27 protein-coding genes are annotated in these 26,684 nt (G+C 69.3%); 17 read left to right on the top strand and 10 right to left on the bottom strand.

The genetic code is table 11. The annotated features are described in order from the left end of the window. Positions 1-277: 277 nt before the first annotated feature. Both B2K11_RS01690 and B2K11_RS01685 read right to left on the bottom strand, forming a co-directional pair. The gene (locus B2K11_RS01690) at positions 278-1,780 is read right to left on the bottom strand and encodes an LPXTG cell wall anchor domain-containing protein (protein ID WP_163616215.1); all 1,503 of its coding nucleotides are present in this window, start codon (positions 1,778-1,780) and stop codon (positions 278-280) included. Positions 1,781-1,914: 134 nt separating this feature from the next. Continuing rightward, positions 1,915-2,910 carry a hypothetical protein gene (locus B2K11_RS01685; RefSeq protein WP_239525587.1) on the bottom strand — a complete coding sequence of 332 codons (996 nt, stop codon included), beginning with the start codon at positions 2,908-2,910 and terminating at the stop codon, positions 1,915-1,917. 609 nt (positions 2,911-3,519) lie between these two features. Between B2K11_RS01685 and dnaB the strand changes: the two genes are divergently transcribed. Together dnaB and B2K11_RS01675 are read left to right on the top strand one after the other, a co-directional pair. After that, on the top strand, positions 3,520-4,905 hold the full coding sequence (gene dnaB, locus B2K11_RS01680; protein WP_163616214.1) for a replicative DNA helicase: 1,386 nt from the start codon (positions 3,520-3,522) through the stop codon (positions 4,903-4,905). A gap of 124 nt (positions 4,906-5,029) precedes the next feature. After that, positions 5,030-5,494: a nuclear transport factor 2 family protein gene (locus B2K11_RS01675; RefSeq protein ID WP_163616212.1), complete on the top strand. Its 465-nt coding sequence runs from the start codon at positions 5,030-5,032 to the stop codon at positions 5,492-5,494. 216 nt (positions 5,495-5,710) lie between these two features. Here B2K11_RS01675 and B2K11_RS01670 read toward each other — a convergent pair whose 3' ends face one another. Continuing rightward, complete coding sequence (locus tag B2K11_RS01670) at positions 5,711-6,865, bottom strand: epoxide hydrolase family protein (protein WP_163616210.1); 1,155 nt, start codon at positions 6,863-6,865, stop codon at positions 5,711-5,713. Positions 6,866-7,057: 192 nt separating this feature from the next. On the opposite strand from B2K11_RS01670, the gene B2K11_RS01665 reads away from it, so the two are divergent. Beyond that, positions 7,058-7,408, top strand: a complete 351-nt coding sequence (locus B2K11_RS01665; RefSeq protein ID WP_163616209.1) for a hypothetical protein — start codon at positions 7,058-7,060, stop codon at positions 7,406-7,408. Positions 7,409-7,501: 93 nt separating this feature from the next. Then, on the top strand, positions 7,502-7,726 hold the full coding sequence (locus B2K11_RS20565; protein ID WP_239525585.1) for a hypothetical protein: 225 nt from the start codon (positions 7,502-7,504) through the stop codon (positions 7,724-7,726). Positions 7,727-7,787: 61 nt separating this feature from the next. Here B2K11_RS20565 and B2K11_RS01655 read toward each other — a convergent pair whose 3' ends face one another. Further along, complete coding sequence (locus B2K11_RS01655) at positions 7,788-8,615, bottom strand: alpha/beta hydrolase (protein WP_163616207.1); 828 nt, start codon at positions 8,613-8,615, stop codon at positions 7,788-7,790. Positions 8,616-8,638: 23 nt separating this feature from the next. On the opposite strand from B2K11_RS01655, the gene B2K11_RS01650 reads away from it, so the two are divergent. After that, positions 8,639-9,223: a TetR/AcrR family transcriptional regulator gene (locus tag B2K11_RS01650; protein WP_163616205.1), complete on the top strand. Its 585-nt coding sequence runs from the start codon at positions 8,639-8,641 to the stop codon at positions 9,221-9,223. A gap of 21 nt (positions 9,224-9,244) precedes the next feature. Here the strand turns inward: B2K11_RS01650 and B2K11_RS01645 are convergent, their stop codons facing one another. Then, positions 9,245-9,607, bottom strand: a complete 363-nt coding sequence (locus tag B2K11_RS01645; RefSeq protein WP_163616203.1) for a MarR family transcriptional regulator — start codon at positions 9,605-9,607, stop codon at positions 9,245-9,247. 212 nt (positions 9,608-9,819) lie between these two features. On the opposite strand from B2K11_RS01645, the gene B2K11_RS01640 reads away from it, so the two are divergent. From B2K11_RS01640 to B2K11_RS01630, 3 genes are read left to right on the top strand one after another with little or no spacing between them, the layout of a single operon-like run. Then, positions 9,820-11,073 carry an amidohydrolase family protein gene (locus tag B2K11_RS01640; protein WP_163616201.1) on the top strand — a complete coding sequence of 418 codons (1,254 nt, stop codon included), beginning with the start codon at positions 9,820-9,822 and terminating at the stop codon, positions 11,071-11,073. Positions 11,074-11,131: 58 nt separating this feature from the next. After that, positions 11,132-11,884 (top strand): GNAT family N-acetyltransferase, encoded by a 753-nt coding sequence (locus tag B2K11_RS01635; RefSeq protein WP_163616199.1) that lies wholly within the window; start codon positions 11,132-11,134, stop codon positions 11,882-11,884. 51 nt (positions 11,885-11,935) lie between these two features. Next, the gene (locus B2K11_RS01630) at positions 11,936-12,709 is read left to right on the top strand and encodes a LysM domain-containing protein (protein WP_163616197.1); all 774 of its coding nucleotides are present in this window, start codon (positions 11,936-11,938) and stop codon (positions 12,707-12,709) included. A gap of 168 nt (positions 12,710-12,877) precedes the next feature. On the opposite strand, the gene B2K11_RS01625 is transcribed toward B2K11_RS01630, so the two are convergent. Next, positions 12,878-13,798 (bottom strand): arginase family protein, encoded by a 921-nt coding sequence (locus tag B2K11_RS01625; RefSeq protein WP_163616195.1) that lies wholly within the window; start codon positions 13,796-13,798, stop codon positions 12,878-12,880. A gap of 230 nt (positions 13,799-14,028) precedes the next feature. Continuing rightward, complete coding sequence (locus tag B2K11_RS01620) at positions 14,029-14,532, bottom strand: MarR family transcriptional regulator (protein ID WP_163616193.1); 504 nt, start codon at positions 14,530-14,532, stop codon at positions 14,029-14,031. Positions 14,533-14,649: 117 nt separating this feature from the next. Between B2K11_RS01620 and B2K11_RS01615 the strand changes: the two genes are divergently transcribed. Further along, positions 14,650-15,441, top strand: a complete 792-nt coding sequence (locus tag B2K11_RS01615) for an SDR family oxidoreductase (RefSeq protein WP_163616192.1) — start codon at positions 14,650-14,652, stop codon at positions 15,439-15,441. A gap of 17 nt (positions 15,442-15,458) precedes the next feature. On the opposite strand, the gene B2K11_RS01610 is transcribed toward B2K11_RS01615, so the two are convergent. Beyond that, a complete protein-coding gene (locus B2K11_RS01610; RefSeq protein ID WP_163616190.1) occupies positions 15,459-16,052 on the bottom strand; it encodes an N-acetyltransferase in 594 nt (197 codons plus the stop codon). A 178-nt stretch (positions 16,053-16,230) separates the two neighbouring features. Here B2K11_RS01610 and B2K11_RS01605 point away from each other — a divergent pair, with 178 nt between their 5' ends. The 3 genes from B2K11_RS01605 to B2K11_RS01595 are packed head-to-tail and all read left to right on the top strand — an operon-like array spanning position 16,231 to position 19,328. After that, complete coding sequence (locus B2K11_RS01605; protein WP_163616188.1) at positions 16,231-16,797, top strand: dihydrofolate reductase family protein; 567 nt, start codon at positions 16,231-16,233, stop codon at positions 16,795-16,797. 28 nt (positions 16,798-16,825) lie between these two features. After that, the gene (locus B2K11_RS01600; RefSeq protein ID WP_163616186.1) at positions 16,826-18,064 is read left to right on the top strand and encodes an amidohydrolase; all 1,239 of its coding nucleotides are present in this window, start codon (positions 16,826-16,828) and stop codon (positions 18,062-18,064) included. Positions 18,065-18,080: 16 nt separating this feature from the next. Next, entirely contained in the window at positions 18,081-19,328 is a 1,248-nt protein-coding gene (locus B2K11_RS01595) for an MFS transporter (RefSeq protein WP_239525584.1), read from the top strand. Between the two features lie 32 nt (positions 19,329-19,360). On the opposite strand, the gene B2K11_RS01590 is transcribed toward B2K11_RS01595, so the two are convergent. Continuing rightward, entirely contained in the window at positions 19,361-20,272 is a 912-nt protein-coding gene (locus tag B2K11_RS01590) for a LysR family transcriptional regulator (RefSeq protein ID WP_163616182.1), read from the bottom strand. A 72-nt stretch (positions 20,273-20,344) separates the two neighbouring features. On the opposite strand from B2K11_RS01590, the gene B2K11_RS01585 reads away from it, so the two are divergent. Next, complete coding sequence (locus tag B2K11_RS01585) at positions 20,345-21,265, top strand: EamA family transporter (RefSeq protein ID WP_163616180.1); 921 nt, start codon at positions 20,345-20,347, stop codon at positions 21,263-21,265. A 100-nt stretch (positions 21,266-21,365) separates the two neighbouring features. Continuing rightward, entirely contained in the window at positions 21,366-22,895 is a 1,530-nt protein-coding gene (locus B2K11_RS01580; RefSeq protein ID WP_163616177.1) for an MATE family efflux transporter, read from the top strand. 145 nt (positions 22,896-23,040) lie between these two features. Here B2K11_RS01580 and B2K11_RS01575 read toward each other — a convergent pair whose 3' ends face one another. Further along, positions 23,041-23,619: a putative immunity protein gene (locus tag B2K11_RS01575; protein ID WP_163616174.1), complete on the bottom strand. Its 579-nt coding sequence runs from the start codon at positions 23,617-23,619 to the stop codon at positions 23,041-23,043. 83 nt (positions 23,620-23,702) lie between these two features. On the opposite strand from B2K11_RS01575, the gene B2K11_RS01570 reads away from it, so the two are divergent. The 3 genes from B2K11_RS01570 to B2K11_RS01560 all read left to right on the top strand — a co-directional run bounded on the left by B2K11_RS01570 (position 23,703) and on the right by B2K11_RS01560 (position 26,663). Then, positions 23,703-24,068 carry a metalloregulator ArsR/SmtB family transcription factor gene (locus tag B2K11_RS01570; protein WP_163616172.1) on the top strand — a complete coding sequence of 122 codons (366 nt, stop codon included), beginning with the start codon at positions 23,703-23,705 and terminating at the stop codon, positions 24,066-24,068. Continuing rightward, positions 24,065-25,222: a cation diffusion facilitator family transporter gene (locus tag B2K11_RS01565; protein WP_239525582.1), complete on the top strand. Its 1,158-nt coding sequence runs from the start codon at positions 24,065-24,067 to the stop codon at positions 25,220-25,222. The genes B2K11_RS01570 and B2K11_RS01565 overlap by 4 nt, the downstream gene beginning before the upstream one ends. Before the next feature lie 190 nt (positions 25,223-25,412). Further along, positions 25,413-26,663 (top strand): alpha/beta fold hydrolase, encoded by a 1,251-nt coding sequence (locus tag B2K11_RS01560; RefSeq protein ID WP_163616170.1) that lies wholly within the window; start codon positions 25,413-25,415, stop codon positions 26,661-26,663. Positions 26,664-26,684 lie beyond the last annotated feature (21 nt).

The following is a 26,684-nucleotide window of genomic DNA, read 5'->3' as shown; positions in this document are numbered from 1 at the left end:
CTTGGGGGCAAGACGAAGCGGATGCCGCGAGCCCCCCGGGTCGCGGCATCCGCTCGTTGCATCTCCCCCCGCATCGCACCGGTCCAGGCATGGCCGGACGGTGCGGGAGGAGATGGGTGAGGCACCCCCGATCGCGGGCACCGGTCCAGGCAAGATCCGGCGATCACGGTCGGGGGCGGTTCAAGGGCGGGAGGGCCGCTGGGGACGGCCCTCCCGCGGTGCTCTCACGGGAGTCGGGGCGAGGGGCGCCTGGGGAACGTCGACTTGCCCCGTCGACTCACGCGGAGCGTCGCCGCGACACGCGCGCGATGGCGCCCGCTGCGAGCAGCGAGAGCCCGAGCAGCAGGAACGGCATCGCGCCCGCTCCTCCTGTCGTGGCGAGCTGGGTGGCCGCTCCGGCCGAGGCCGCCGCGCCCGTGACCGTGGCCGAGCCGTCACCGGAGGTCCCGCCGGTCCCCGGGTTGACGGGAGTCGTCGGGTCCGTCGGGTCCGTGGGGTCGGTCGGGGTCGTCGGGTCGGTCGGGTCCGTGGGATCGGTCGGATCGGTCGGGTCCGTCGGATCGGTCGGATCGGTCGGATCGGTCGGCACCGCCGGGCCGGTGGTCACGCTGTCGCCGATCACCGAGACGGCGTTGCCGCCGATGGTGATGGGAAGCGCGATCGGCGCCAGGATCTGCGTGCCGCCGAGGATCGAGCCCGGGCCGCCGGTGGTCGCGGTGGTGCCGCCCGTGCCGGTGCCCGGAGCCGCGACCGCACCGGTGGAGGTGCTGTCGCCGATCCCCGAGATGGCGTTGCCGACCACCGTGACCGGAACCGCGATGGGCGCGAGCACCTGCGTGCCGCCGAGGATCGAGTCCGTGCCGTCGGTGATGCCGCTGGCGGCGCCGCCGGTCGTTCCCGTCGCGGGTGCCGTGGTGGCGGCATCCGTCGACGTGCTGTCTCCGATCACGGAGATCGCGTTGCCGACCGCGGTGATCGGGGCGGTGATCGGTGCGAGCACCTGGGTGCCGCCGAGGATCGAGTCCTCGCCGTCCGTGGTGCCCAGCGCGCCGGCCGACGGCGTACCCGTGCCGGTGGTGGTGGTGGCATCCGTCGACGCGCTGTCTCCGATGACGGAGATCGCGTTGCCGCCGACGGTGACCGGGGCGGTGACGGGTGCGACGACCTGGGTGCCGCCGAGGATCGAGTCCTCGCCGTTCGTCCAGGCATCGGCGCCGGCAGCGCCGCCCGAGCCGGCGGGCGTCGTCGTGGCGCCCTCGGTCGTGCTGTCGCCGACGACCGAGATCGCGTTGCCCGAGACCGTGACCGGAGCGGCGATCGAGACGATCCCCTGGAGTCCCGAGAGCAGGCCGTCCTCGCCCGAGGTCTCGGCGGTCGCCGGTGCCGTCGCCGGTGCCGTGGTCGCGGCATCCGTCGACGAACTGTCGCCGACGACCGAGATCGCGTTGCCCGACACCGTGATCGGCACGTTCACCGACACGAGGCCCTGCGTGCCCGAGCCGATGCCGTCGGAGCCGCTCGTCGTCGCCTCGACCGGAGCCGGAGCCGGAGCCGGCGCGGGCGCCGCCGTGGTGGCACCGGTGCTGGACGAGTCGCCCAGCACAGAGAGCGAGGTGCCGCTGATGTCGATCGGAAGGTTGACGTCGATGATCGCCTGGGTGCCCGAGAGCAGCCCGTCGTCACCGGTCGTCTCGGCCGCGTTGGCGACCGTCGCGCCGAGCAGCGTGATGCCGCCGGCGAGGAGCGTGCCCCAGAGGGCGCGCTTGTAGAAAGTACGCATGGTGTTCCCCTTTGTGGATTGATCGGTTCGCAGCGCAGGCGTTCTGGAGAACGCGGGAGGCGCTGCTCAGCGCGTGAGGGCGCGCTGCTGCTCTGCCGCCTGGACTCGGATGAGCGAAGGCGGCCGGGAGCCGATCAGTCGGGGGAGACGTCGGTGGAGCCGACGGGCGCCGGCGGCGCGTGCTCGTCTTCCGGACCTGCTCGTCGCACCCAGGCACGGTGTGCGGCAAGCGGGAGGAAGGCGGCAAGCGCCCAGACGCCGGGACCCGCACCACCGGATCCCGCGGAAGATGTCGGCAGGCAGAGTCCGCCTGCAGAGCCGAGGGGTCCGCTCACGGCCAGCGCGGCGGACGAGGCGACGACGGTGACGACGGCCGAGGCGTGGGACACGGATGCCGCGGCCCACGCGCCGATCGAGCCGGCGGTCGTCGAGAAGAGGGTGGCTGCGGCATCCGTCAGCGCAGCGAGCGTGCCATCCGCCGCCGAGGCGTCGGCTTCCGTCGTCAGGCCGGGGAGTGCGGGGAGGCCGGGAATCGCGGGAGCTCCGGGAAGAGCCGGCACTGCGCCGGGGCCGCCGGCGGGCGGTGATCCGACCGTCGCGCCGGTCTCGTCGACGGCGCCGACGATGCCGCCCAGCGTCTCGTCGACCGTGCCGCCGAGGTCGGTCACGGCATCGTCGAGACCGATGCCGGTGACGATGCCGCCGACGATCGGAACCTCGGTCACGAGGTCGACCACGGGCTGCGTCACGTTGCCCACGACCCCGCCGGAGACGACATTCGAGACCGGCTGCGTCACGCTGGTGACGACGGTGCCGACGGTCTGGACGACCTGGCTCACCGGCTGCTGGACGGGCTCCGGAGCGATGGCGACGACGTCGTTGACGACGCCGGTGACGCCCGTCGTCGCGGTCGAGACGGTGGTGGTGACGGTCGTCGCGGTCGTGTCGACCAGCGAGGTCACGGCACCCAGGGCACCCCCGAGCAGTCCTCCGTCATCGGGCTCGTCGGCGTGCGCCTGCCCGTGGCCGAGGCCGAGGAGCAGCGAGACGACGATCCAGGCGAACGCGGTTCCGACCCCGATGAGGGCCAGCCGCACGATCCTCGGCAGCTGCGAGGTTGCGATCTCCACGTTCACCTCCCACGACGAAAGAGCCGCACGTTCCGAACGGATCGTGCGTGAGGGTGCCTGGACCTGTGACGATACCGGCTGGGTCAGCGGTCTGTCCAGACCCTCTGAGCGCGAATCCGATCACGACTCCTCGCGCGCGCACGGTGTGTCTGTGTCCCCGGAATTGTGCACAGGGAACGAAGTTCAGCCCAAACCTTCAACCCTGACTTCAATCACATCCCCCTCCACAGGCTGTGGAATTCGCAAGGGCTGGTCAGGAGTGGTTTCTGACAAGACCGTGCTAGAAAAGCAGCGAGTTCTCCACAGAGGTTGTTCACAGGCGTGTCGGCGTTTCACGCAGTCTCTCCACAGAGTTATCCACAGGTCGTGTTGCGGGTGTCGGAGGCCGTCCTTAGCGTGGGGTGCGGCCCACTCGTGGCGCGCGTCTCCGTGCTGGACACAGCGGCGTGACGGTGGCAGGGGGATCGCACACGGGGGTTCGGCGGGGAGCGGGATGCTGCGGCATCCCGCAATCAGCTCGTGCACGCTCACGCGTGCCGGCGAGCCGCACCGGCCCGCGCCGTGACAACTCGGACGATGTGAACGAACGATAGGGAGGACTCGCAGCCTATGTCGATCGCCGACATCTCCGATGAGCGCATGGGGGGTCCCCGTGGTGAGCACCGTGACTTCGAGCGCACTCCCCCGCACGACCAGCTCGCCGAGCAGAGTGCGCTCGGCGGCATGCTGCTGTCGAAGGATGCCGTCGCCGACGTCATCGAGACGCTCCGGGGCGCCGACTTCTACGTGCCCAAGCACGAGCTGATCTTCGAGGCGATCCTCACCCTCTACTCGCACGGCGAGCCGACCGACGTCGTCGCCGTCACCGACGAGCTCATCAAGACGGGCGAGCTGCAGCGCGCCGGCGGTGCCGACTACCTGCACACGCTGACCTCGATCGTGCCGACCGCGGCCAACGCCGGGTACTACGCCTCGATCGTGTCGGAGCGGGCGCTGCTGCGCCGCCTCGTCGATGCCGGCACCCGCATCGTGCAGATGGGGTACTCGGGTCAGGGCGAGGCGCTCGACCTCGTGAACAACGCACAGGCAGAGATCTACTCGGTGACGGGTGCCGAAGCGGCCGAGGACTACGTGCCGCTCACCATCGCGGTGGATGCCGCGGTGGAAGAGATCGAGGCCGCGCGCGGTCGCGACGGCCAGATGACCGGCATCCCGACCGGCTTCTCTGGTCTCGACTCCCTGACCAACGGCCTGCACCCCGGCCAGATGATCATCATCGCGGCGCGACCCGCCATGGGTAAGTCGACGCTCGCGCTCGACTTCGCCCGTTCGGCCGCGGTCAAGCACGACATGCCCACGATCTTCTTCTCGCTCGAGATGGGGCGCAGTGAGATCGCGATGCGCCTGCTGAGCGCCGAGGGTGCCATCCCGCTGCAGTCGATGCGCAAGGGCACGCTCGACTCGCGCGACTGGACGACCGTCGCCGCGACCCGCGGCCGCATCAACGACGCGCCGCTGTACATCGACGACAGTCCCAACATGACGCTCGTCGAGATCCGGGCGAAGTGCCGGCGGCTCAAGCAGCGCGCGGGCCTGAAGCTCGTCGTCATCGACTACCTGCAGCTCATGACGTCGGGCAAGCGCGTCGAGTCGCGCCAGCAGGAGGTCTCGGAGTTCTCGCGAGCCCTCAAGCTTCTCGCCAAGGAGCTCGCTGTTCCGGTCATCGCCCTCTCGCAGCTGAACCGTGGTGCCGAGCAGCGCGCCGACAAGAAGCCCGCCCTGTCCGACCTTCGTGAGTCGGGCTCGATCGAGCAGGACGCCGACATGGTCGTGCTCCTGCATCGCGAGGCCGCCTACGAGAAGGACTCCCCGCGCGCCGGCGAGGCCGACCTCATCGTCGCCAAGCACCGCAACGGCCCGACCGACACGATCACCGTCGCCTTCCAGGGCCACTTCTCGCGCTTCACGGACATGGCCCCGGGCGACTTCGGGTAACTGTAGGTTCCGCACGAGCTGTACATTTCGCAAGCGAAATGTCCACGCGTTGTCCACCTGGACATTGCCCGTTCTTGCTCGATCTCTCATCGGTCGGCATCGGGGTGCGTGAAAGAGTGTGGTGGTGACCGATATCGAGGATCGTCTGGACCGAATCGAGAGCGAGCTTGCGATCCAGAGACTGGCTTCTGAGTACTGCCATGGTGCAGATAGGCGCGATCTCGACCGGTTCCTCGCCGTGTGGGCGCCCACCGCGGTATGGCAGATGAGCGAAGACGTGCGATACGAAGGCCTCGAGGCGATCGCGAGTGTGGTTCAAGCTCAGTGGCGCACGTTCGCGCAGTACGTTCACTGGACCACGAACCACACGGTCTGGATCGATGGCGACGAGGCCCGCGGCGAATGCGATGTGGCCACCTACGTGCGCTTGCACAGCGGCCGTTGGGTGAGAACCGGGGGCACCTACCGCGACAAGTATCGACGCATTGGCGCCCGATGGCTCATCGCGCATCGGGACGCGAGCACCAGGTTGGACATCGACCCAATACCGGACGAGAGCGAGATCCGCTTGAGACTCGACGACGTTTAGGATCGCCCTCAGCCTCAAGCACGGCGCGCAGACGATTGCCGCTGCTGTGTCTATGGTCGGCGCGTGGGATCGGCTTGGGTCGCCGTAGATCTGCGCTTCGGTCGCGCACCCCTGCCGCTGTGTCATCACCTCACCCGCCGCGGCAGGGGTGAGCGTCACCAGATCGAATAGTCGCGCTTGCTCGACACTCGTCATCGCACCCGGCGTGGCCACGCGTCACCGCAGCGGGCGGAAGAAGGTTCGAACGTCGCCGACCAGGAGCTCGGGGATCTCCATGGCGGGGAAGTGGCCGCCGCGGTCGAACTCAGACCAGTGCACGACGTTGTCGTCGCGCTCGGCGATCGTTCGGATGCCGAAGTCGCCCGGGAACACCGCGACGCCCGAGGGTACTTCCGACCGCGCTGTCGGCTGCCCCCAGTTCGCCCTTCCCTCGCGGTAGAGGCGTGCCGATGAGGTGGCGGTGCCCGTGAGCCAATACACGCTGACGTTGGTGAGCAGCGCATCGCGGTCGACGGCATCCTCGAGCGATGCAGCCGAAGGATCGGTCCACTCCTTGAACCGCTCCACGATCCATGCCAGTTGCGCCGCGGGCGAGTCCGAGAGCCCGACACCGATCGTCTGCGGCCTCGTGGACTGGAGGATCGCGTAGCCGGCGCCCTCCTCCATTTGCTGCTGCAGGGCGCCGAGGCGGGCCTGTTCTGCCTCCGTCATGCGCGAGAACTCCTCCGGATCGCCCGACGGGAACCCGAGAGCGCCGTTGACATGCACGCCGATCACCCGTTCGGCGTCGGATCGCCCGAGCAGGGGCGAGATCACCGATCCGGAGTCGGTGCCCTGGGCGCCGTATCGTTCGTATCCGAGTCGGTGCATGAGCTCGGCCCAGGCGCGAGCGATTCGTGCCATGTCCCAGCCGGTCTCGTGCGTCGGTCCTGAGAACCCGAATCCCGGCAGCGACGGGATGACGACATGGAACGCGTCAGCCGGGTCACCGCCGTGGGCACGCGGATCGGTGAGGGGCCCGATGACGTCGATGAACTCCACGATCGACCCCGGCCACCCATGAGTCAGAATCAACGGCAAGGCGTCCGGCTCTGCCGAGCGCACGTGCAGGAAGTGGATGCTCTGCCCGTCGATCGTGGTGGTGAACTGGGGGAACTCGTTGAGCTCCGCCTCATGCCGGCGCCAGTCGTACGCCGTCCGCCAGTACTCCGCCAACTCCCGCAGGTAGCTCGAGGGAGCTCCATAGCCCCACCCGACACCAGGAAGCTCATCGGGCCAACGGGTCCTTGCCAACCGGTCGTTCAGGTCGTCCAAGGCGGACTGCGGGATGTCGATGCGGAAGGGTCGGACTTCGGTGCTCTGCGTCTCCATGACCACGACAGTACGAAGGCTTCCGGTCAGTTCCTGTCCTGAAGAACGCCTTTCGTTCGCCTGCATTCGCCGGCATCGAAGGGGGTCGACTCGAGCGGTTGAGCATCCCGCCGGTCGGCCCGCGGCCTGGACATCACACCTGGCGCTCGTCGCGTCTTTCGCCGGTGTGACACGCGGTCCTACAGTCGTGGCATGAGAACTGGACTGGCAAAGGCCGGCTGGATCGTGCTGATCGTGCTGAACACTGGGATGCTGCTCAATCACCTGGTCGCGATCTTCCTGGTGGCCACGTCAGCAGACGAGGGCCGGATGTTCATCGCCTACGCGGTCGTCAACGCGTTGGCGCTGCTGGTCCTGTTCTTCGCCTACCGCGTCAGACAGCGCTGGGCGTGGGCCTCGATCTGGCTGGTAGTGCTGGCGACCGCGGTCACGATCGCCTACGGCGTCGACACGATCGGGCTGATCTACGTCGCCGTGGCCGGCGTGATGGCACTCGCCCAGTTGGCGACGGCACGCGAATTCTTCAGTGCGGTGCAGGCTTAGCCCAGGACGAAGGGATGCGGACGTTACCATTTCACGACCTCACCGAGTGAGATCGGTGTGACCACGAACGAAGGCTGCGGTAGATCCTGACTGGTGCACCCGAGCCACCGCGAAGCGGTCGAGGCCTGTCTGCAGACGGCTGGCTTCTCGGTCCTCACGGCGACGCACGCCAACTGGTTGCGACTCACCGAAGCGCTCGTCTGCGCGCTCTCGACGCCCGCCCGACATCGGCGCCGCGCGGTGTCGAAACAGCCTGAGGTTCTCGCGAACGTGCTCGACACGGACGACTCCGCGACCCAGGTGAAGTCGACCCCCTGATCCGCCGGGTGCGACGGTCGTGTCCGCGTTACGCCGGGATGTCGGAGAGCCGGGGTCCTTCTCACTCGTTGGCTGCCCAGAATGCGAGGATCGCCTGAGCGACTGCGCGGGGCTGCTCGAGCGGAACGAGTGTGCGCGCCCCGGCGATCGTGACCGATGTGGCGTGCGGCGAGGATGCCGCCGCGCGTTGAGCATCCTCCGGGCTCCAGTCCCCCCGGTCATCGGATGCGATGAACAGACTGGGCACGCCGATGCCCGAGAGGCGATCGGTCACGTCGGTTCGATCGATGATGAACGAGCGCAGCGCGTGGCTCATGCTGGCGCGCGTGGGTCGGTTGAGGCTGTCGACGACCACGTCACGGATGCCGGGAGTCGCGGCCGAGGCATCCGTCAGCATCGCCGAGATCACTGCCGCGCGCACCGGTCCGACTGCTCCCATGAGGCGCAGGACCGGATGCAGAACGGCGATCTTGCGCCGGAGGTGAGCAGGTACCGGCTCGGTGGGCGCGCTGATCGCAACGAAACTACGGATGGTGGAAGGGTCGGTCGCGAGCTGGTAGCCGACGTGCCCGCCGAACGCGTTGCCCACCCAGTCGACAGGGCTGGTGGCTCCAAGCCCGGCCAGGGCGTCTCGCGCGGCATCCGCAGCTTCGGCGATGCTGCTGCGCCGCGAAAGCGGTTCGCTGAGTCCCAGCCCTGGCGGGTCGATGAGGACGAACTCCCGCTCGGGAGCGCCGGCCAGCAGCAGCGGCAACGCGCTGTCCCAGGTGTGGCTGTCGACGAACATCGATGACCAGAACACGGTCATGTCGCCCGTGCCGACGCGACGAACGGCGAGAGAGCCGAGGCGGGTGTCGACGCGCTCGGCGCGTTCTGAAGAGGTCCTCATAATTTCACGTTACCATGACTAACATGAAAGAGCGCAAGTACCGGATGTCGGCCCGCGCGGACGCCGCGGAGGCGACAGGTCAGCGGATTATCGATTGCATGCTGGACCGCCTGCGCACCACTCCGTACGAGCGGATCAGGCTCGACGACGTCGCCGCAGACGCCGGTGTGACCTCGCAGACCGTGATCCGACGTCTTGGCAGCAAACCGGTGCTGATGACCACAACTGTCGAACGTGAACTGGGACGCATTGCGGCGAAGCGCGAGGCGGCCTTGCGGTCCAGTTCCCTCGAGACGATCCGCGCGCTGGTGGAGCACTACGACGAATACGGGCTGCTGATCCTGAAGACCTACTCCGAGGCCTCACTCGTGCCGGGGCTGCCGGAGATCGTCGCGCGCGGGAGGGCGTATCACCTCGATTGGTGCCGCCGCGCCTTCTCGGAATATCTTCCACCCCAGCCCGACGATGCATCTCGACAGAGGCGGCTCGCCCAGATCGTGTCCATCTGCGATGCGACCACCTGGCGCATCCTGCGATTCGACGGCGACCTGTCCTCGGAGCAGACCGAGCTGGCGATCACCGAACTGCTGACCCCGCTTCTGCGCTGAGCGATGGCGAGCAGCGAGGGCTCATTCGGATGCTTCGCGGCTCGCGCTGGCCACGTACTTATGCAGAAGCCTGGCGAACTCAAGCCGCTCGTCGTCGTCCCACTGGCGGGTGATGTATTCGAACGCTCGGCGTTGCTGGTGTCTCGCGTCGGCAAGCACCTCACGTCCTTGCGACGTCAGGCGGAGTGTGATGCTGCGCCCGTCGGTCTGGGAGGCCACGCGTTCGACGAGGCCTTCGCTCACGCAGGATGCCGCGAGACGACTGACCGAGGTGCGCTCCATCCCGAGTGCGGCAGCCAGCGCGTTGACACTCAGCACTCCGTCGGCCTCTTCCACCATCGCGAGCAGAAGATCGCGGCGCACGTCGGTTCGCGCGACCTGCATGTCGAGGGGGACGCTGCTCGCGCGGCGCCGCAGTCTCGAGAACGCTGTCCCGACGTTCTCGAGCAGATCGTCGTCGCTCGAGGTGGTCCGCGGAGGCTGTTCGCGATCATTCATCTCTGCTCCTCAATTTGCGTGCGTCTTGCACATATGTGGTATTTTACACGTAAATGAGCGTCCGCTTGGTGGCGCTCCCGCAGGGAACGGAAAGTCGTATGCGCACAGCAATTGTGGCCGGTAGGGTGTTCGACGGCACCAAGAACCTCGGGCGCAAGACCGTGGTGATCTGTGACGGGCTGATCGAGTCCATCGGCGATCAGGCTCCCGCGGACGCACAGCTGATCGAAGCTCCCGGTGCGACGCTGCTGCCCGGTCTCATCGACGCGCACGTCCACACCGATACCGCCGGCCTTCGGATGGCGTTGCAGTTCGGTGTGACGACGGAGCTCGAGATGCAGGGTGCGAACACCGCCCGCGACCGTGACCACATCACGCAGGACGACAACCTCGCCGATGTGCGTTCCGCCGGATTCGGGCTCACTCCTCCCGGAGGGCACCCCGAGGAGCTGTTCCCCAAGGACTTCCACCCCGAGCGCGGCGGGGGCCGCGGCGGCCCCGGCGGCCGCGCTGCCGGCCCCGAGCGTGTCGACCCGATCGTGCGCGCGAAGGTCACCACCCCGCAGGAAGCGGTCGACGTGGTCGGCCAGCTCGCTGACGCCGGCTCGGACTACATCAAGTTCATGGTCGACGATGGGTCCGTCGAGGGACACCCGGGCCTCCCCATGCTCGACCAGGAAACGCTGAACGCGGGTGTCGCCGAAGCCCAACGCCTCGGCATGCTGACGGTGGCGCACGCGCTCACCATCGAAGCCACGCAGATGAGCATCGACGCCGGCATCGACGGCCTGGCCCACCTCTTCATGGACCGACCGCACACGTCCCGGATCATCGACGCCATCGCGCAGTCCGGTGCTTTCGTCGTAGCCTGCGTGGTGCTCGACGCCTCGATGATGGGCATCACCGGATCGGCGCTCGCAGACGACCCACGCGTCGCCGCGAAGCTCTCACCGGAATGGGACTCGACGCTGCGGAGCAGCTTCAACCACTATCCGCAGGGTCGGCTCGACGACGTCCTGGCCACCGTGCGCGCCCTCGAGGCGGCCGGCGTCGACCTGCTCGTCGGCACAGATGTCTCGCAGCCGCTGCCCTTCCTCGGCGGTCTCGCGCACGGCGCCAGCGTGCACCAGGAGCTGCAGTACTTCGTCGATGCGGGCGTGACGCCGACCGGGGCGCTGAGCGCTGCCACGGCGGTGACCGCTCGTCGTTTCGGCCTCACGGATCGGGGATCCATCGCGGTGGGCCAGCGCGCCGACCTGCTGCTGGTAGACGGCGACCCGATGACGACGATCAGCGACACGCTGAACATTCGCGACGTCTGGCGTCGCGGCATCCGTCAGCCAACTGCCTGAGGCGCGGTGTCGGATTCCGCTTGAGGCACGGATCAGAAATCGTGGTTCACTCCTAGGCATGTGGATCGAGTGCTTCGAGAAGGACGCGCGATTCGAGGGCGCCGAAGTCGAGCCGCTCGTCGAACAGTTCGTCGCACACGTACGCGGGGCGCACGACGTTCCCTACCCCGACGAAGAGGTGCAGCTGTGGGCGCGCAACTTCGCGGATGCCTCGGCACGCGAGGACGGCCCGGTCGAGCGACTTGCCTCGATCGGCTCGATAGAGGTGCATGCCGTCACAGAGGAGCGCATCGACGACTGGCTGCGGTTCTTCGACCGCGACGCGTTTCCCGACAATCCCGACTGGGGATCCTGCTACTGCCTGCATCCCCATACCGGGGACGTTCCCGAGCGACCATGGCGTGATGTGCGGGCAGAGATGGTCGAACGGCTGCGGGCGGGAGCGACGCTCGGGTACCTCGCGTACGTCGACGGCAGCCCGGCGGGCTGGGTCAATGCGTCGCGCCGGTCGACGTACGCGAAGTACGACGGCGTCGATCCGGATGGGCCGGCCCCCGACACCGTGGTGGGCGTCTCCTGCTTCATCATCGCCCCGCCCTACCGGCGCCACGGCGTGTCAGCCGCGCTCCTGGATCGCGTCATCGCCGACGGCGAAGCGCGCGGCGCGCGATACGTCGAGGGATACCCGCGCCGAGTGGAATCCGGCGACGATTCCGGGGCGTTCTGCGGTCCCCGTTCGATGTTCGATACGCGCGGCTTCGCACCCGCCGAGGACCACGACCGCTACGTCGTCGTCCGGAGGCATGTCTGATCCGGGCGCGACCATGGCCTCGGGACGCCCAGTCCCATTAGGTTCTGACACATGAACCTCGCCGCCAAGATCACCACGGGCGTCGCCGTCCTCGTCGTCGGCGGCCTCGTCGCCCTCGCCGTGCCGACCGTATCGGGTGCCTACGCCGAGATGTCGTCCTGGGCGATCTTCCAGCCGACTGAGGACGCGACCGAGGGGCCGACCGAGGAGCCGGCGTCCGCGGAAGAGGACCCGATCGGCACGAAGATGATCGATGAGCTGGGCGACGGCTACGTGTATGTCGGGAACGGCACCGCGATCCCGAAGAACACGCCCGAGGGCTGCGAGAACCCGATCTGGCTCCACATGGGGCAGACGAGCGCGCATCTGAACGGCGACCTGACCGATCGTGGGGAGCGCGAGTTCGCGGCGGGCACCGTGGGCCTCGACGACGAGGGCCGGATCAACACGTACACGGTCGCGCCGGGCGACGCGCTGTACGCGATCGGGGACCGGTTCTGCATCGCCAACGCGCTGACGCTCGCGACCCTCAACCACACGCGCACGATCCAGCCCGGCGAGGTGCTGCTGCTCCACCCGGACAGTTCGATCCCGTGGGTGCCGTACTACAACCCAGTGACCACGCCCGACGGATACCAGCAGATTCCATACCAGCTCGCCGTCGAGGCGATGAGCGCGGCGGCCCACGCAGGTGACCTGGACCGGATGCGCGGCATCTTCGCGAACGAGCTGTCCGGCCTGTTCCCCGACCCGGCTGAGGCCGAGGTGATCGCGCGGGCACTCGACGTCGGCGACCTCGACGTGCTGCGCCAGATGTTCGCGTAGCCCAGGACCACCGGGGCCGCGAGGATGTCCGTTTCGCGAGTGAGATGAGCCGGGCCTCCACCGCTCGGCGCGGCGGGCGACACATCGACGCCAGCTGACCCGGTATGCGCCTCACTCCCTCCATGGATCAGTTACTGGGGCCGGGATAGCATTCCCTCATGAACTCGGTCAGCCGCTTGCGGTGGCCCGTATCATCTCGACAAGTTGTGCTGCAGCGCGTCCCAGCCGGTCGTGATCGGGGTTGTACTCCACAAGAAGCGCACCGGCACAGCGCGGGTCGCTGAAGAGGATCCGGAGAGTGGCGGAGAGGTCTTCGATGGAGAGTCCTCGTCCGTAGGTCGGGACGTCGGCGGCTGGGACCTGCAGGAAGTCGAGCACGTCGACATCGATGTGGATGACAATGCTGGCTGCGCTGAGCGCCGCCAGCGCACGGAACGCGGCTGCTTCCGGATCTGCGCTGACGAGCGACGACGGGATGCGCCCACTGTGCACAACGTCGTGGATGTCCTCCTCCTCGTCGGCGTACCCGAGGAAGACGATGTCCGAGTCCCGCAAGAGAGGCCGCCGCGGGCCGATGCCGGAAATGACGTCCTCTGTGCCGGGAAGGTCGAGCATATGCGCGACACCCATGCCGTCGAGGATGGGTTCGTCGCGGTTGTCGACGGGGGTCATCAGGTCCTGCCCGCCGTCGACGTATACGACCCCTACGTCGCGGCCGCATTCGGCGAACGCACTCACCATCGCGACCGCCAGCGTGCACTCCCCGCCGATGACGAACGGGCGAAGACCGTCCGTCAGCACATCGACGATGCGCTGACGTGTCTCATCGAGCACCGCGCGTACAGCCTCGACGTTGTTCGCCCCGTCGCCCGTTCGGTGGGTGGCCCAATGGGCGACCTGCTGGTCACCGAAGTCCTTGACCGCGACGGATCCGTTGGACAGGGCGTCCACGAGTCCGGCCGCTCGCAGCGCGGCTGGCGCCTTTTCGATCCCGGCCCAGTGTGCTGCGGCGCTCGACGGTACACCGACGATCCCCCAGCGTGAGGATGAGCCCGCGCACTCAGCCGGAGATGCTGCAAACCGCTCCATGCTGTCGACATTGCCATGTAGTGGGGACATCGGATGACCGGGAGTCGGGGGCGGCGGTCGCTGTGGCGGCCCGTGGGGGAGGCGACTGGGAGGTCCATGCCCAGACGGTAATCACCTTCAGATGTGGACCGCGTCAGGGAAGGCCGTCGAAGAAGCGCGGATGTCGTCGGCGAGCAGCGTGGTCCTGCATGTCGAGGTTCCGACGCGCGTGGCGCATCGCGGACGCGCCCCTAGGTGGAAGGCGTGTTCGCGGGGGGCGCCCAGCCTTCCTCAGACCGGATCGCGCCCGTGATGCGACGCGAGATCTCGCGTAGCTGCCGCTGTTGCGCACTCGTCAGGCGATCGAACACCAGGCCGCGCACCAGCTCGGCATGTCCAGGTGCCGCCTCGTCGACCTTCTGCTGACCGAGCTCGGTGAGGATCGCCAACGTGTATCGGCCATCCGCTGGGTCGGGCCGGCGGCGCATCCACCCCTTGGACTCCAGTCGCGTCGCAGCACGCGACAACCGTGAGAGCGAGCTGTTCGCATAGCCGGAGAGGACGCTCATGCGCAGGGTTCTGCCGGGAGCATCGGCGAGTGCGTACAGCACGCCGTACTCGAAGTGGGTCAGCTGCGCGTCGCGCTGCAGCTGAGCATCGAGGGCGGCTGGCAGCCACTCGAGAACCGTCGCCAGTCCGGCCCAGGTGTCGAGCTCTTCTGGCGTCAACGCAGCGGGCGCATCGGTTCGCGTCATGCCTCACACTGTAGCCGTCAAGGTTAGATTCACTTACCCAGGAAACTTAAATCAGAGTACAATGACTTGACTGAGCAAGTGAATTGATCCTCGTGCCGGGGAGTGAGAAGGGACATCATGGAATTGGATCTGGCAGGCAGGCGCGCCTTCGTCAGCGGGTCGACGCAGGGGATCGGCTACGCGATCGCGGAGACGCTCCTGCGTGAGGGCGCAACGGTGATCGTCAACGGGCGCAGCCAGGGTCGCGTCGACTCCGCGGTGGAGCGGTTGCGCGCAACGGTCCCGGGCGCCGACGTCACCGGCATCGCGGCCGACTTCGCAGACCCGGAGCAGGTGGGGGGTCTGCTGGGTTCGCTCGGGGACGTCGACATCCTCGTCAACAACGTCGGGGTGTTCGAGGTGAAGGACTTCGGCGACATCACCGACGACGAGTGGCACCGCTACTTCGACGTCAACGTGATGAGCGGCGTCCGGCTGTCGCGGCAGCTGCTCGGACGCATGCTTGAGGCCGGGTGGGGCCGCGTCGTCTTCGTCGCCAGCGAGTCGGGCGTCAACGTCCCCGCCGACATGACCCACTACGGCGTCACCAAGGCCGCCATGCTCGCGCTGGGAAACGGGCTCGCCAAGCTCACGCGGGGCACCGGTGTCACGGTGAACACCGTCCTCGGCGGACCCACGTACTCGGACGGCGTCGCGCAAGCTGTGGCGCAGATCGCCGCGGCGCAGGACATGGCACCCGAGGACCTCAAGAGCGCCATCGCCGGGGGGAATCGGACATCCCTGCTGGAGCGGTTCATCGAGCCCCGCGAGATCGCCGACCTCGTGGCCTACCTGGCAAGCCCTCGCTCCTCGGCGACGAACGGCGCGGCGCTCCGCGCGGACGGCGGGACGCTGACCACGATCCTCTGATCGTCGAGGTTCGGTAGTCAGCCGTAGACGAGGTAGGTGCCGGGCTTGTCGGGCTCGCGCAGCTCGAACTGCAGCCGCAGATCGGTGCCGTCGAGCAGCGCCGCCTGCTGCGAGAACTGCTCGTTCGTCACGAACACCGGCCGCTGGAATCGCCACTCCTCGGCGAACCAGGTGCGCAGTGCCGCGAGCAGGCGGGCATCCATGCCGGTCCCGATGCGGGACCCGCGCACCCAGAAGTACGTCACCGCGTCGACCGCCGCCCAATCCGCGTCGCCGACGGAAGTCACCGCCGACCTCGCGAGGAACGCCGCCGTCGTCGGGAAGAGGTACACGCACCCGAGGCTCTGATCTCCCGCCGGGTCGAGAACGGCGTAGGTGAACGCCCGGTGTGCCTCGTGGCGCTGCGCGAGGTCGATCAGGTCGCCCCGGTTGTCGTCGACGGTGAAGTCGTCGGCCGGCCACGTCGACTGCTCCCACAACCGCAGGTCGTCGCGAGTCTCCATCACGGCGGCGTGATCGCGCTCGGCGTCGTCGGCCGTGATCGGCCGCAGCACGAACTCGCTCGTCCGCAGTCCCGAGGGCACGGGCGCTTCCGGATCGACGAATGACATGGATGCCTCCTCCTCGCCGGCCTGGCGCCACGGTACTCGCACCGGTGTTGTTCATCGCAACCGTGCACTACCGGGGTTCCGTCGGGCCTGACCCGCGATTACCCTCGTGCCCGAGGCATCCACCCGAGAAGTGACGCCCGCGCGATCGCGCGGGCGACGGAACGCGCAGGAGGCTCGCATGCAGATCTTGACGGTCGACTTCATCATGTCGCTCGACGGCTACGGCGCCGCCGAAGGGTGGCCGGGATGGTGGGGGCTCGAGGGCCCCGAGTATCTCGGCTGGCTGGAGCAGCTGCCGGAGCAGGACCATCCGATCCTCATGGGCGCGACGACGTACCGCGTGATGTCGGAGCTCACCGCCGGCGGCGAGGAGGGCACCGAGGTGCTCAACGACGTGCAGAAGTACGTCTTCTCGTCGACGCTCGAGGAACCGCTCGGCTGGGCGAACTCGGTGCTGGTCCGCGAGGACGCGGTCGATTTCGTGCGGCGCCTGAAGGAGGAGTCCGACCGGCCGCTGCGCACGCTCGGCAGCGTCTCGCTCTGTCGCTCGCTCCTCCAGGCCGGCCTGGTGGACCGCTACCGCGTGGTCGTGTTCCCGGTCATCACCGGCGCGACCGGGGCGGACCGGATCTTCGACGGCTACCCCGACGTGCGACTCGACCTCGTCGAGGCGCGCACGTTCGATCAGCGCAGCCAGCTGCTCGAGTACGTGCCGACCGTGCTGGAGGGTCCGCCGCTCGGGTGAGCCGGCAGCCCCGCGTAGGTTGGAGGGCATGGCTCGCATCCTCGCCGTGACCGGCGGCTACGTCGTCCCTGTCAGCTCCGACCCCATCCAGAACGGCACCGTCATCGTCACCGACGGCGTCATCACGGCCGTCGGGGGACCCGAGACCGCCGTTCCCGAGGGAGCGGAAGTGGTCGACGCCTCGGGCAGCTGGGTCGTTCCCGGATTCGTCGAGGCGCACGGCCACCTCGGCGTGCACGAGGACGGCGAGGGCTGGTCGGGCAACGACACCAACGAGATGACGGACCCGAACGGGGCGCGCTTCCGCGCACTCGACGGCATCGACATCGAAGAGGTCGGCTTCCGCGATGCGCTTCGCGGCGGCGTGACGACGGCCGTCATCAAGCCTGGCTCCGGCAACCCCATCGGCGGGCGCACGGTCGCGATCAAGACGTGGGGCGGGCGCACGGTCGACGAGCAGATCCTCGCCACCGACGTGTCGGTCAAGTCGGCACTCGGCGAGAACCCGAAGCGCGTATACGGCGAGAAGAAGCAGACGCCGTCGACGCGCCTGGGCGTGGCATCCGTCCTCCGCGACGCGTTCGTCGCCGCCCGCAGCTACGCCGACAAGCGCGCCTCGGCCGCCGACAAGGGCGAGCCGTTCGAGCGCGACCTCGGCAAGGAGACGCTCGCCGCCGTGCTGGCGGGAGAGCTCCTCTGGGACCAGCACTGCCACCGCCACGACGACATCGCCACGGCCATCCGGCTGGCCGAGGAGTTCGGCTACACGCTGGTCGTCAATCACGGCACCGAGGCGCACAAGATCGCCGACGTGCTCGCCGAGAAGCAGGTCCCGGTGATCTTCGGGCCGCTGCTGACGTCGCGGTCGAAGGTGGAACTGCGCGACCGCGCGATCGGCAACCTGGCGCTCATCGCCGAGGCGGGCGTGAAGGTCGCCATCACCACGGACCATCCGGTGGTCCCGATCGATCAACTCCGGCTGCAGGCCATCCTTGCGGTGCGCGAGGGCTTGGCCGCCGGGACGGCGCTCGAGGCGCTCACCACGAACCCGGCCGACATCCTCCGCTTGAACGAGCGGGTCGGCGCGCTCGAGCCCGGGCGCGACGGCGACGTCGTGGTGTGGTCGGGCGATCCGCTCGCCGTCGACTCGCGCGTGCAGCGCGTGTTCATCGAGGGCCGCGCGGTCTACGAGCCTGGTTCGGATGCTGAGACCCCGCGCGTCGTCGAGCGCTGGGAGCGTTTCGGTCGCACTTCCTGGATGGCGTAGGCCCGGCACGACCGTCGTGAGCGCGCACCACGCTGACGCCGCGCCCCCGCCGCGCGGCTCGTTCGCGCGGTACTGGACGGCGGCCGCGATCAGCTCGTTCGGCACTGCGGTCTCGGCGGTCGCGATGCCGGTGCTCGTGGTGCAGCTGCTCGCGGCGACCCCGTTCGAGGTGGGCATCGTCAACGCGGCGCAGTTCGTGCCGTACGCCGTCGTCGGGCTGATCGCCGGCGCGTACACGGATCGCTGGCGCCGCAAGCCCATCCTCGTCTGGTCCAGCATCGGCCGGGCTCTCTCGCTCGGTGCGATCCCGGTGCTCTGGCTCACCGGAGCTCTCGAGATCTGGATGCTCGTGGTGCTCCTGCTGCTCTTCGGCTCGTTCTCGGTGTTCGGGTTCGCGGCGACGCAGTCGTTCCTGCCCCGGCTCGTTCCGCGGTCGCGACTCGTGGTCGCGAACGCGCGCCTGGATCAGACGGATGCCGCAGCCCAGACGGTGGGTCCGGCACTGGGCGGCGGGCTCGTCGGCCTGCTCGGCGCGCCGATCGCGCTCCTGGTCGACGCGGGGAGCTACCTCGTCGATGCGCTGCTGAATGCGGGCATCCGCGTGGATGAGCCTCGCGAGCGCCGCCTCGAGCGCAATCTCGGCCGCGAGATCCGTGAGGGGCTGCGCTGGGCGTACGCGCACCGGACGCTCGGCCCGCTCGCGGTGTCGACGCACGTCTGGTTCTTCGCGAACGGCATCGCGTTCACGGTGCTCTCGCTGCTGGCGCTGCGGTCCCTCGGGTTCACCGCCTTCACCTTCGGGCTGCTGCTGGCCGTCTCGGGATCGGCGGCTCTGCTCGGCGCGACCTTCGCCGCCCGGTTCGGGTCGTGGCTGGGCACCGGGCCGGCGATCATCGTCGCCCGCGCGGCCTACCCGATCGCGTGGCTGCTGGTCGCTGTGACGGCGTGGTTGTCGGCGGGGCCGGTACTCCTCTATATAGCGCTCGCGATCCACGGGCTCGCGGCCGGCGTCGAGAACGCGAACGAGATGGGCCTCCGACAGGCGGTCACCCCCGATGCCCTGCTCGGACGCGTGAATGCGAATATCCGCTCGGCCAACCGGACCGCGGCGGCCCTCGGCGCGCTCGCGGGCGGTGCGGCGGTCGGTCTCGTCGGTGATCAGTGGACGCTCGTCGTCGTGATGGTCGTCTTCGCGATCGCCGCGCTCGTGGCGGTCCTCTCAGCCCCGCTTCGGGGGATGCGAGTCCTTCCCGATTCGGACTGAGTCCCAGGTCATCGCCTCGTCGCCCCGCACCATCACATCACGCGCGCATGCTCCACGAACGCGTCCAGCGCGGTGCGGAGGGCGGGCGAATCCTCCTGCGAACGGCGGTGCACCGCGAGGACGTCGCGGGTGGAGGCTGGCTCGACGGTCGGGATCGCGACGAGGTCCGGGCCGATGTCACCGCGGCCGAGGCGCGGCACCAGCGCGACCGCGCGTCCGGCGCGGGCGAGTTCCAGGTGATTCTGGAACTCCATCGACTCGTGCACGATGCGCGGTGCGTTGGGGACGCCGTCGAAGAGCCGCCGCAGCCACTGGCGGCAGATCGTCGCCTCGAACGTCGCCACCCAGTTCTCGCCCGCGAGCTCTTCCGGGCGCAGGGCGGTACGACCGGCGAGCGGGTGGTGGCGCGGCAGGATGACGTCGGCGACATCGGTGAACAGCGGTGTCGAGACGAGATGGTCGGGCATCGCCAGGGCGACGCCGCCCCAGCGATGCACGATGCCGAGGTCGCGCTGGCCTGACGCGACGAGTGCGATCGACTCCCACGGCTCGCTCTCGCGGAGCGGCAGCGCCAGATCGGGATGCCGCACCGCCAGGTCGCTCAGCACCGGGATGACGAGGCCGCGTACGACGGTCGAGAAGGCGGCGAGCCTGATCTCACCCACGACCTGGTCATCGGCACCCGCCGTGAGTTGCAGATCGGCGCGCAGGCGCTCGAGGTCGGCGAGGATCGGCGTGGACGCGACGACGAGGCGTGTGCCCGCCTCGGTGAGGATGACCCCGCGCCCGGCGCGCTCGAGCAGAGTGATGCCCGTCTCGCGTTCGAGTCGCTTGACCTGCTGCGACACCGCGGACGGCGTGTACCCGAGGCTCGTCGCGGCAGCGACGACGCTGCCCTGCGTGGCCACCGCGCGCAGTGACAGCACCGCTTCCAGATCGATCATGAAGCAAAGCTACACGGTTCCATGAGAAAAGCATCGCTTGTTCTTCATCCACCAACCCGCTGAGGTAGAAGCGTGAACAGACGCGACATGGTGCTGGCGGCGGCCGTGGCATCCTTCTGGGGGTTCAACTTCGTCGTGATCGACTGGGGCATGACCGGGGTCCCGCCCCTGCTGTTCGTCGCGATCCGCTTCCTGGTCGTCGCGCTCGCCGTCGTGGTGGTCCCTCGCCCCCGCACCTCCTGGCGCACCGTGATCGGCGTGGGGCTCTTCATGAGCCTCGGGCAGTTCGGCCTGCTCTACACGTCGATGGCGCTGGGGCTGCAGCCGGGCCTGGCGGCGCTCGTGCTGCAGGCGCAGGCGGTGTTCACGATCCTCATCGCCGCCTCGGTGCTGCGGGAGCGCCCGACCATCCCGCAGGCCGTCGGCGTCGCGGTCGGCGTCGTCGGACTCGCGATCGTGGCGACCGGACGCGGCGGCGATGCTCCGGCACTCGCGGTGGCACTGGCACTCGCCGCGGCGTTCTCGTGGGGCATCGGCAACGTCATCTCGCGCGGGGCCGGCGTGGTGAGCGGGTCGGGACGGCTCGGCTCGCTCTCGCTCACGGTATGGTCGGCCCTCGTCGTGCCGGTGCCCGCGCTCGCGCTGTCGCTCGTGGTCGAAGGACCGGAGGCGATCGCCGCCGGGATCACCGCCTTCGGCTGGCAGTCGCTGGTCTCGACGCTCTACACCGCGGTGCTGTGCACGATCATCGGCTACTCGATCTGGAACGGCCTGCTGGCTCGCAACCGCTCCGCGGCCGTCGTGCCGTGGGTGCTGCTCGCGCCGGTCGTCGCGATGGCGTCGGCCGCTCTCCTGCTCGGGCAGATCCCGACGCCGGCGGAGATCGTGGGCGGTGTCCTGCTCGTGGGCGGAGTGCTCGTCACCGGTTTGCCCGGTCGGCGTGTCATTCAGCGCACACCGTCAGGTAAAGGCCGAATCGATTCGATACACTAGGCGACTGTCGCTTCGCACCCGCGCATCCCTCGCCTTCGCGCTCCACCCGCTGCCGCGGCATCCGTCCCCCTCCTCGCCTTCTCCTTCGAGAGCCGCCTTCATGACCACCGCCCTGACGACGGGCCGCCCGTGGCGCGTCATCGTCGTGTTCGCCGTCCCCCTGCTCATCGGCAACGTCGTGCAGCAGCTGTACCAGTTCGTCGATGCGATCGTCGTCGGGCGCCATCTCGGCGTCGACGCGCTGGCCGCGGTCGGCGCGACGGGCAGCATGCTGTTCCTGCTGCTGGGGTTCGCGTGGGGCCTGACGTCGGGGTTTGCGATTCCCACCGCACAGGCGTTCGGTGCACGCGACTTCGCGGCGGTGCGCCGCTCGGTCGCGGTCGGCACCATCCTCACCGGCGCGTGCACGCTGCTGCTCACGGTCGGTGCGCCCCTGCTCGCCGGCCCGCTGCTCGTGCTGCTGCGGACGCCCGCCGAACTCATGGACGACGCCGTCGTCTTCGCCCAGATCAGCTTCCTCGGCGCCGGCGCGATGATGTTCTTCAACTACCTGTCGGCGATCATCCGCGCGATCGGCGACTCGCGCACGCCGCTCGTCTTCCTCACGCTGGCCTGCGGTCTCAACGTCGTCCTGGTGATCCTCATGGTCGGCCCGCTCGGCTGGGGCGTCGGCGGCGCCGCGCTCGCCACCGTCGTCTCGCAGGCCATCTCGGTGCTGCTGTGCCTCGAGTTCGTCCGTCGACGGATGCCGGTGCTCCATGTGCGCCGCGCCGACTGGCGTGTCCGCCGCGCCGAGCTCGCCGAGCACCTCCGCCTGGGGCTTCCGATGGGCTTCCAGGCGTCGATCATCGCGATCGGGACGCTGTCGGTGCAGGTCGCACTGAATGGGCTCGGCGCGGACGCGGTCGCCGCCTACACCGCGGCATCCCGCGTCGACGGTCTCGCCGTCGCGCTGCTGCAGTCGCTCGGACTCGCGGTGTCGATGTTCGTCGCGCAGAACCACGGCGGCGGGCGGCCCGATCGCATCCGCCGTGGCGTCACCCAGGCGACCTGGATGTCGGTCGCCGCCGCGATCGTGCTCGGGGCACTGCTCATCGCGTTCGGTGCGGTGCTGGTGCAGCTGTTCGTCGGCGAAGGGTCGAGCGAGGTCGTGGGGATGGCGGCGCAGATGCTCGCGATCAACGGGGCGACGTACTGGATCCTCGGCATCCTCTTCGTCCTGCGCGGTGCGCTGCAGGGACTCGGCCACGCCCTCATCCCCACCGTCACCGGTGTGATCGAGCTCGTCATGCGCGTCGGCGCGGCCGTCGTGCTGGGGAGCATGTTCGGCTTCATCGGCGTGGCGGCGAGCAACCCGCTCGCGTGGCTCGGCGCTGTCGTCGTGCTCGTGCCCGCCTACCTCGTGGCGCACCGCCAGCTCGCGTCGGCGGCCGTGTCGCCGATGGTGATGACGCCGACGACGCCGATCGCGGTCATCGGTCCGACCGACGGCTCGATGGTCGTCGACGCGGTGGTCACGCAGCCGATCGTGCTGCCGACCGCAGCGCAGACGGCAACGCCCACCCCGCCGCGCCGCCGGCGCCGGCGTCTGCGCGCGGCCGACCGCGAACGGCGCAGCGCCCGCGGCTGAGCCGGACCGCGGTTCGCTGCGCCGGGGTGGCCGGTTTCGTGGAGACCGGGTTTCGCCGAGCCCGGAGATTCGCGCCGAACCAGGGGGCGGTGCCCTCGATCTCGCCGCGGATCCCCTGTCTCGTGGGGGGCGGGTGCGGTTGGGTTCAGTCGTCGAAGACGTTCCAGCAGATCGCGCTGCGGAGGCGCTGGTCGTCGAGCACCAGCTCTCGGATCTGTGCCGGCAGCTGCGCGCGCTGCCAGTCCCGTTCGGCCAGCCGTGCCGCGTCTGTTTCGCCGGCTGAATCGGTCCCCACGCCCCCTCCACGCGCCGCTGGCGCGTCGCCCGAAGCCTCCGGGCGCGTGGCCCCAGCCGCCACCGCGCGGATCGCGTACGCCGCGGCGCCGAGCTCATGCGCTGCCACGTGCGCCACGGCGACGGCTTGCCCGGCCGCGAGTGCGGCGAACTTCGCAGGATCGGGCAGACCCTTGCCCGCGGCATTCGCGACGAACGCCCGCTGGTGAGCCTCCTTCATGGGAACCTCGCCGCGAATCCATGCGCGACCGAGCTCGATGGCATCGCGCGGGCGGCTGTCACCGGGTTGCTCGCGCTCGAACAGAGGCAGTACACGCTCGGCGCACAGCGCCGCCCACTCGGCGAGCAGGCGATGGTCCTCGTCGGTGAGGGTTCCGCCTCGCCGGATCGTGATGAACCGCGGATCACGCACGGTGGGAAGGATCGGCATGCCGCCAGCTTCCCACCCGATGCCGGTCCGGCGGCAGTACGGCCGGGTGCGTCCCCGACCGAGGAATGACGTACTATCTGCGTATGAGTGCAGATAAGCAGGGATGCGGATACGCGGTCGACAGCAGCTTCGTCGAACTCGCGGTGGAGGTGTTCGCGATGCTGGCCGACGCGACGCGCGTGCGGATCGTCCTCGCCCTGCAGGACGCCGGCGAGCTGTCGGTGAACCACCTCGCCGACATCGTCGACAAGTCGCCGGCCGCGGTCTCGCAGCACCTCGCGAAGCTCCGGCTCGCGCGCATCGTCTCCACGCGGCAGGAGGGGCAGCGAGTGTTCTACCGGCTCGAGAACGAGCACGCCTCCCGCCTCGTCGCCGATGCGATCTACCAGGCGGAGCACTCGCTCGGCGGCACGCCCCGCCACCACCACGCCGAAAAGGGCGCCGAATGAGCGCGCAGGCCGCGGGGCATCCTGACCATGACGAGCACCCGCATCCGCACGATCCTGAGCCTGCCGCGCCGCACGACCATGACCATGCGCATGACGACGCCGGTCACCCTCACCACCACGCGCCCGACGACGCCAACCACGACCACGGTGACCACCGCCACGGCGACCACGGCGACCACGGTCACTCCCATCCCACAGGACTGCGCGGCATCCTTCATGAGCTGTTCGTGCCGCATTCGCACGACGCGGCAGACGCGATCGACGACGCGATGGAGGCCAGCTCAGCCGGCGTCCGCGCGCTGAAGATCAGCCTCGTGATCCTGCTCGCCACCACGGCACTCCAGGCGATCGTCGTCGCGTTCAGCGGGTCGGTCGCGCTCCTCGCCGACACCGTCCACAACCTCTCCGACGCCCTCACGGCCGTGCCACTGTGGATCGCGTTCGTGCTCGGCCGGCGTGCGGCATCCCGTCGATACACCTACGGGCTCGGCCGCGCCGAAGACCTGGCGGGCCTCTTCATCGTGTTCGTCGTCGCGCTCTCGGCGATCGTGGCGGCCTGGCAGGCGATCGATCGGATGCTGCACCCGCAGCCGCTCCACAACCTCGGGTGGGTGATCGCCGCGGGCGTCATCGGGTTCGCCGGCAACGAGATCGTCGCCGTGTACCGCATCCGCGTGGGCAAGCGCATCGGGTCTGCCGCGCTCGTGGCGGACGGCGTGCATGCCCGCACCGACGGCTTCACGTCGCTCGCGGTGGTGCTGGGCGGCATCGGCGTGCTGCTCGGCTTCCCGCTCGCGGACCCGATCGTGGGCCTGGTCATCGCGGCGGCGATCTTCGTGCTGCTCATCGGCACGGTGCGCAGCGTCGGCCGCCGCCTCCTCGACGGCGTCGAGCCCGAGCTCGTCGACCGCGCCGAGCACGCCCTCGAACATGTCGAGGGCATCGCGCGGATCGACCGCGTCCGCCTCCGCTGGGTCGGGCACCGCCTCCAGGGCGACGCTCTCGTCGCCGTCAAGGCGGACGCCGACGCCGAGGCGAGCGCCCTCGACGCCGAGCGCAGCGTGCGCGCGCACCTCCGCAACGTCGACGACTTCGTCGTCACTGCACGTGGTCTCAGGATGCTCGACGACCGGGGCGAAACGCACACGCCGTAAGACGTCCGCTCGGCGGCTCGGGGCGTTTCGTCTCTGCGTTTCGACTCGCAGGCTCGCTCAACGACCGCGTTCCTCGCTCGCTCAACGACCGCGTTCCTCGCTCGCTCAACGACCGGGCATGACCTTGCCGCGTGTGGGGACCCCAGGGCGGCCCGACGCCGCGTCGGCGGCAGCGCCTAGGCTCGGACGCATGCCCGTGACGACGCGCCGGATGCAGGACCTGACCATCGACGACCACACCGTCACCGTGCCGCTGGTGTGGGGCGATCCGGCGGACGGCCGCACGATCGACATCCACGCCGCCGTGGTCACGCGCGAGGGCGGCGGCGGCCTCCCCTACCTGGTGTTCCTGCAGGGTGGGCCGGGGCACGAGGCGCCGCGCGCGTTCCACGCACCGGAAGCGCCGTCGTGGCTGGACGAGGCGCTCGAGCACTACCGGGTCGTGCTGCTCGACCAGCGGGGCACCGGACGCTCGACCCCGGTCAGCGACCGCGACCTCGAGCGCGGCACGGCTGAGCTCGCCGAGTACATCACGCACCTGCGCGCCGATGCGATCGTGCGCGACTGCGAGGCCGTGCGCGCCGAACTCGGCGCCGAGCGGTGGAGCGTGCTGGGGCAGTCGTTCGGCGGGTTCACGACCCTGGCCTATCTGTCGACGGATGCCGACTCCCTCGAGCACGTCTACATCACCGGCGGCCTGAGCGCCGTGGGGCGGCATCCCGACGATGTCTACTCCCTCACGTACGACAAGATGCGCGAGGCGTCCGAGCGCTACTACCGGCGCTTCCCCGCGCACCGCGACGCGATGCGCCGGATCGTCGACCTCGCCGATGCGGGCGCCCTGGTGCTGCCCGACGGCGAGGTTGCCTCGGTCTCCCGCGTGCGCTCGGCGGGCTCCGCGCTCGGCACCAACGAGGGGTGGCAGAAGCTCTGGAGCCTGCTCGAGCTCGAGCCGCACACCAACGCCTTCCGCCACGACCTCGCCTCGGCGATGCCGTTCGATGCGCGAAACCCGCTGTACTACGTCTTCCACGAGTCCAGCTATGCCGACGGCTACGCCACCGAGTGGTCTGCCGAGCGCACCGAGCCCGACGACTTCCGCGACGACCCGACGCTCTTCACCGGTGAGCACGTGCGCCGCGAGTGGGCCGACACCGTTCCCGGGCTCCAGCCCTGGCGCGACGTGACGCTCGAGCTCGCCGGGTTCGCGTGGCCGCGACTGTACGACGCGGCCGCGATCGAGGCATGCGGCGCCCGCGGAGCCGCCGCCGTCTACGCCAACGACCTGTACGTGCCGTTCGAGTTCTCGATGGAGACGGCCCGTCTCCTCCCGGGCGTCACACCCTGGATCACGAGCGAGCACGAGCACAACGGGCTGCGGTCGGGCGGCGAGGTGCTCTCGCGCCTCATCGACATCGCGCACGGGCGTCGCGTGCGCTGACACCGGACGGGAACGGATGCC

The organism is Microbacterium sp. B35-30 (genome assembly GCF_010634855.1).
Taxonomy (GTDB): domain Bacteria; phylum Actinomycetota; class Actinomycetes; order Actinomycetales; family Microbacteriaceae; genus Microbacterium.
Note: the sequence above shows the minus strand (reverse complement) of the source record. Positions and strands in the feature narration are given on the sequence as shown.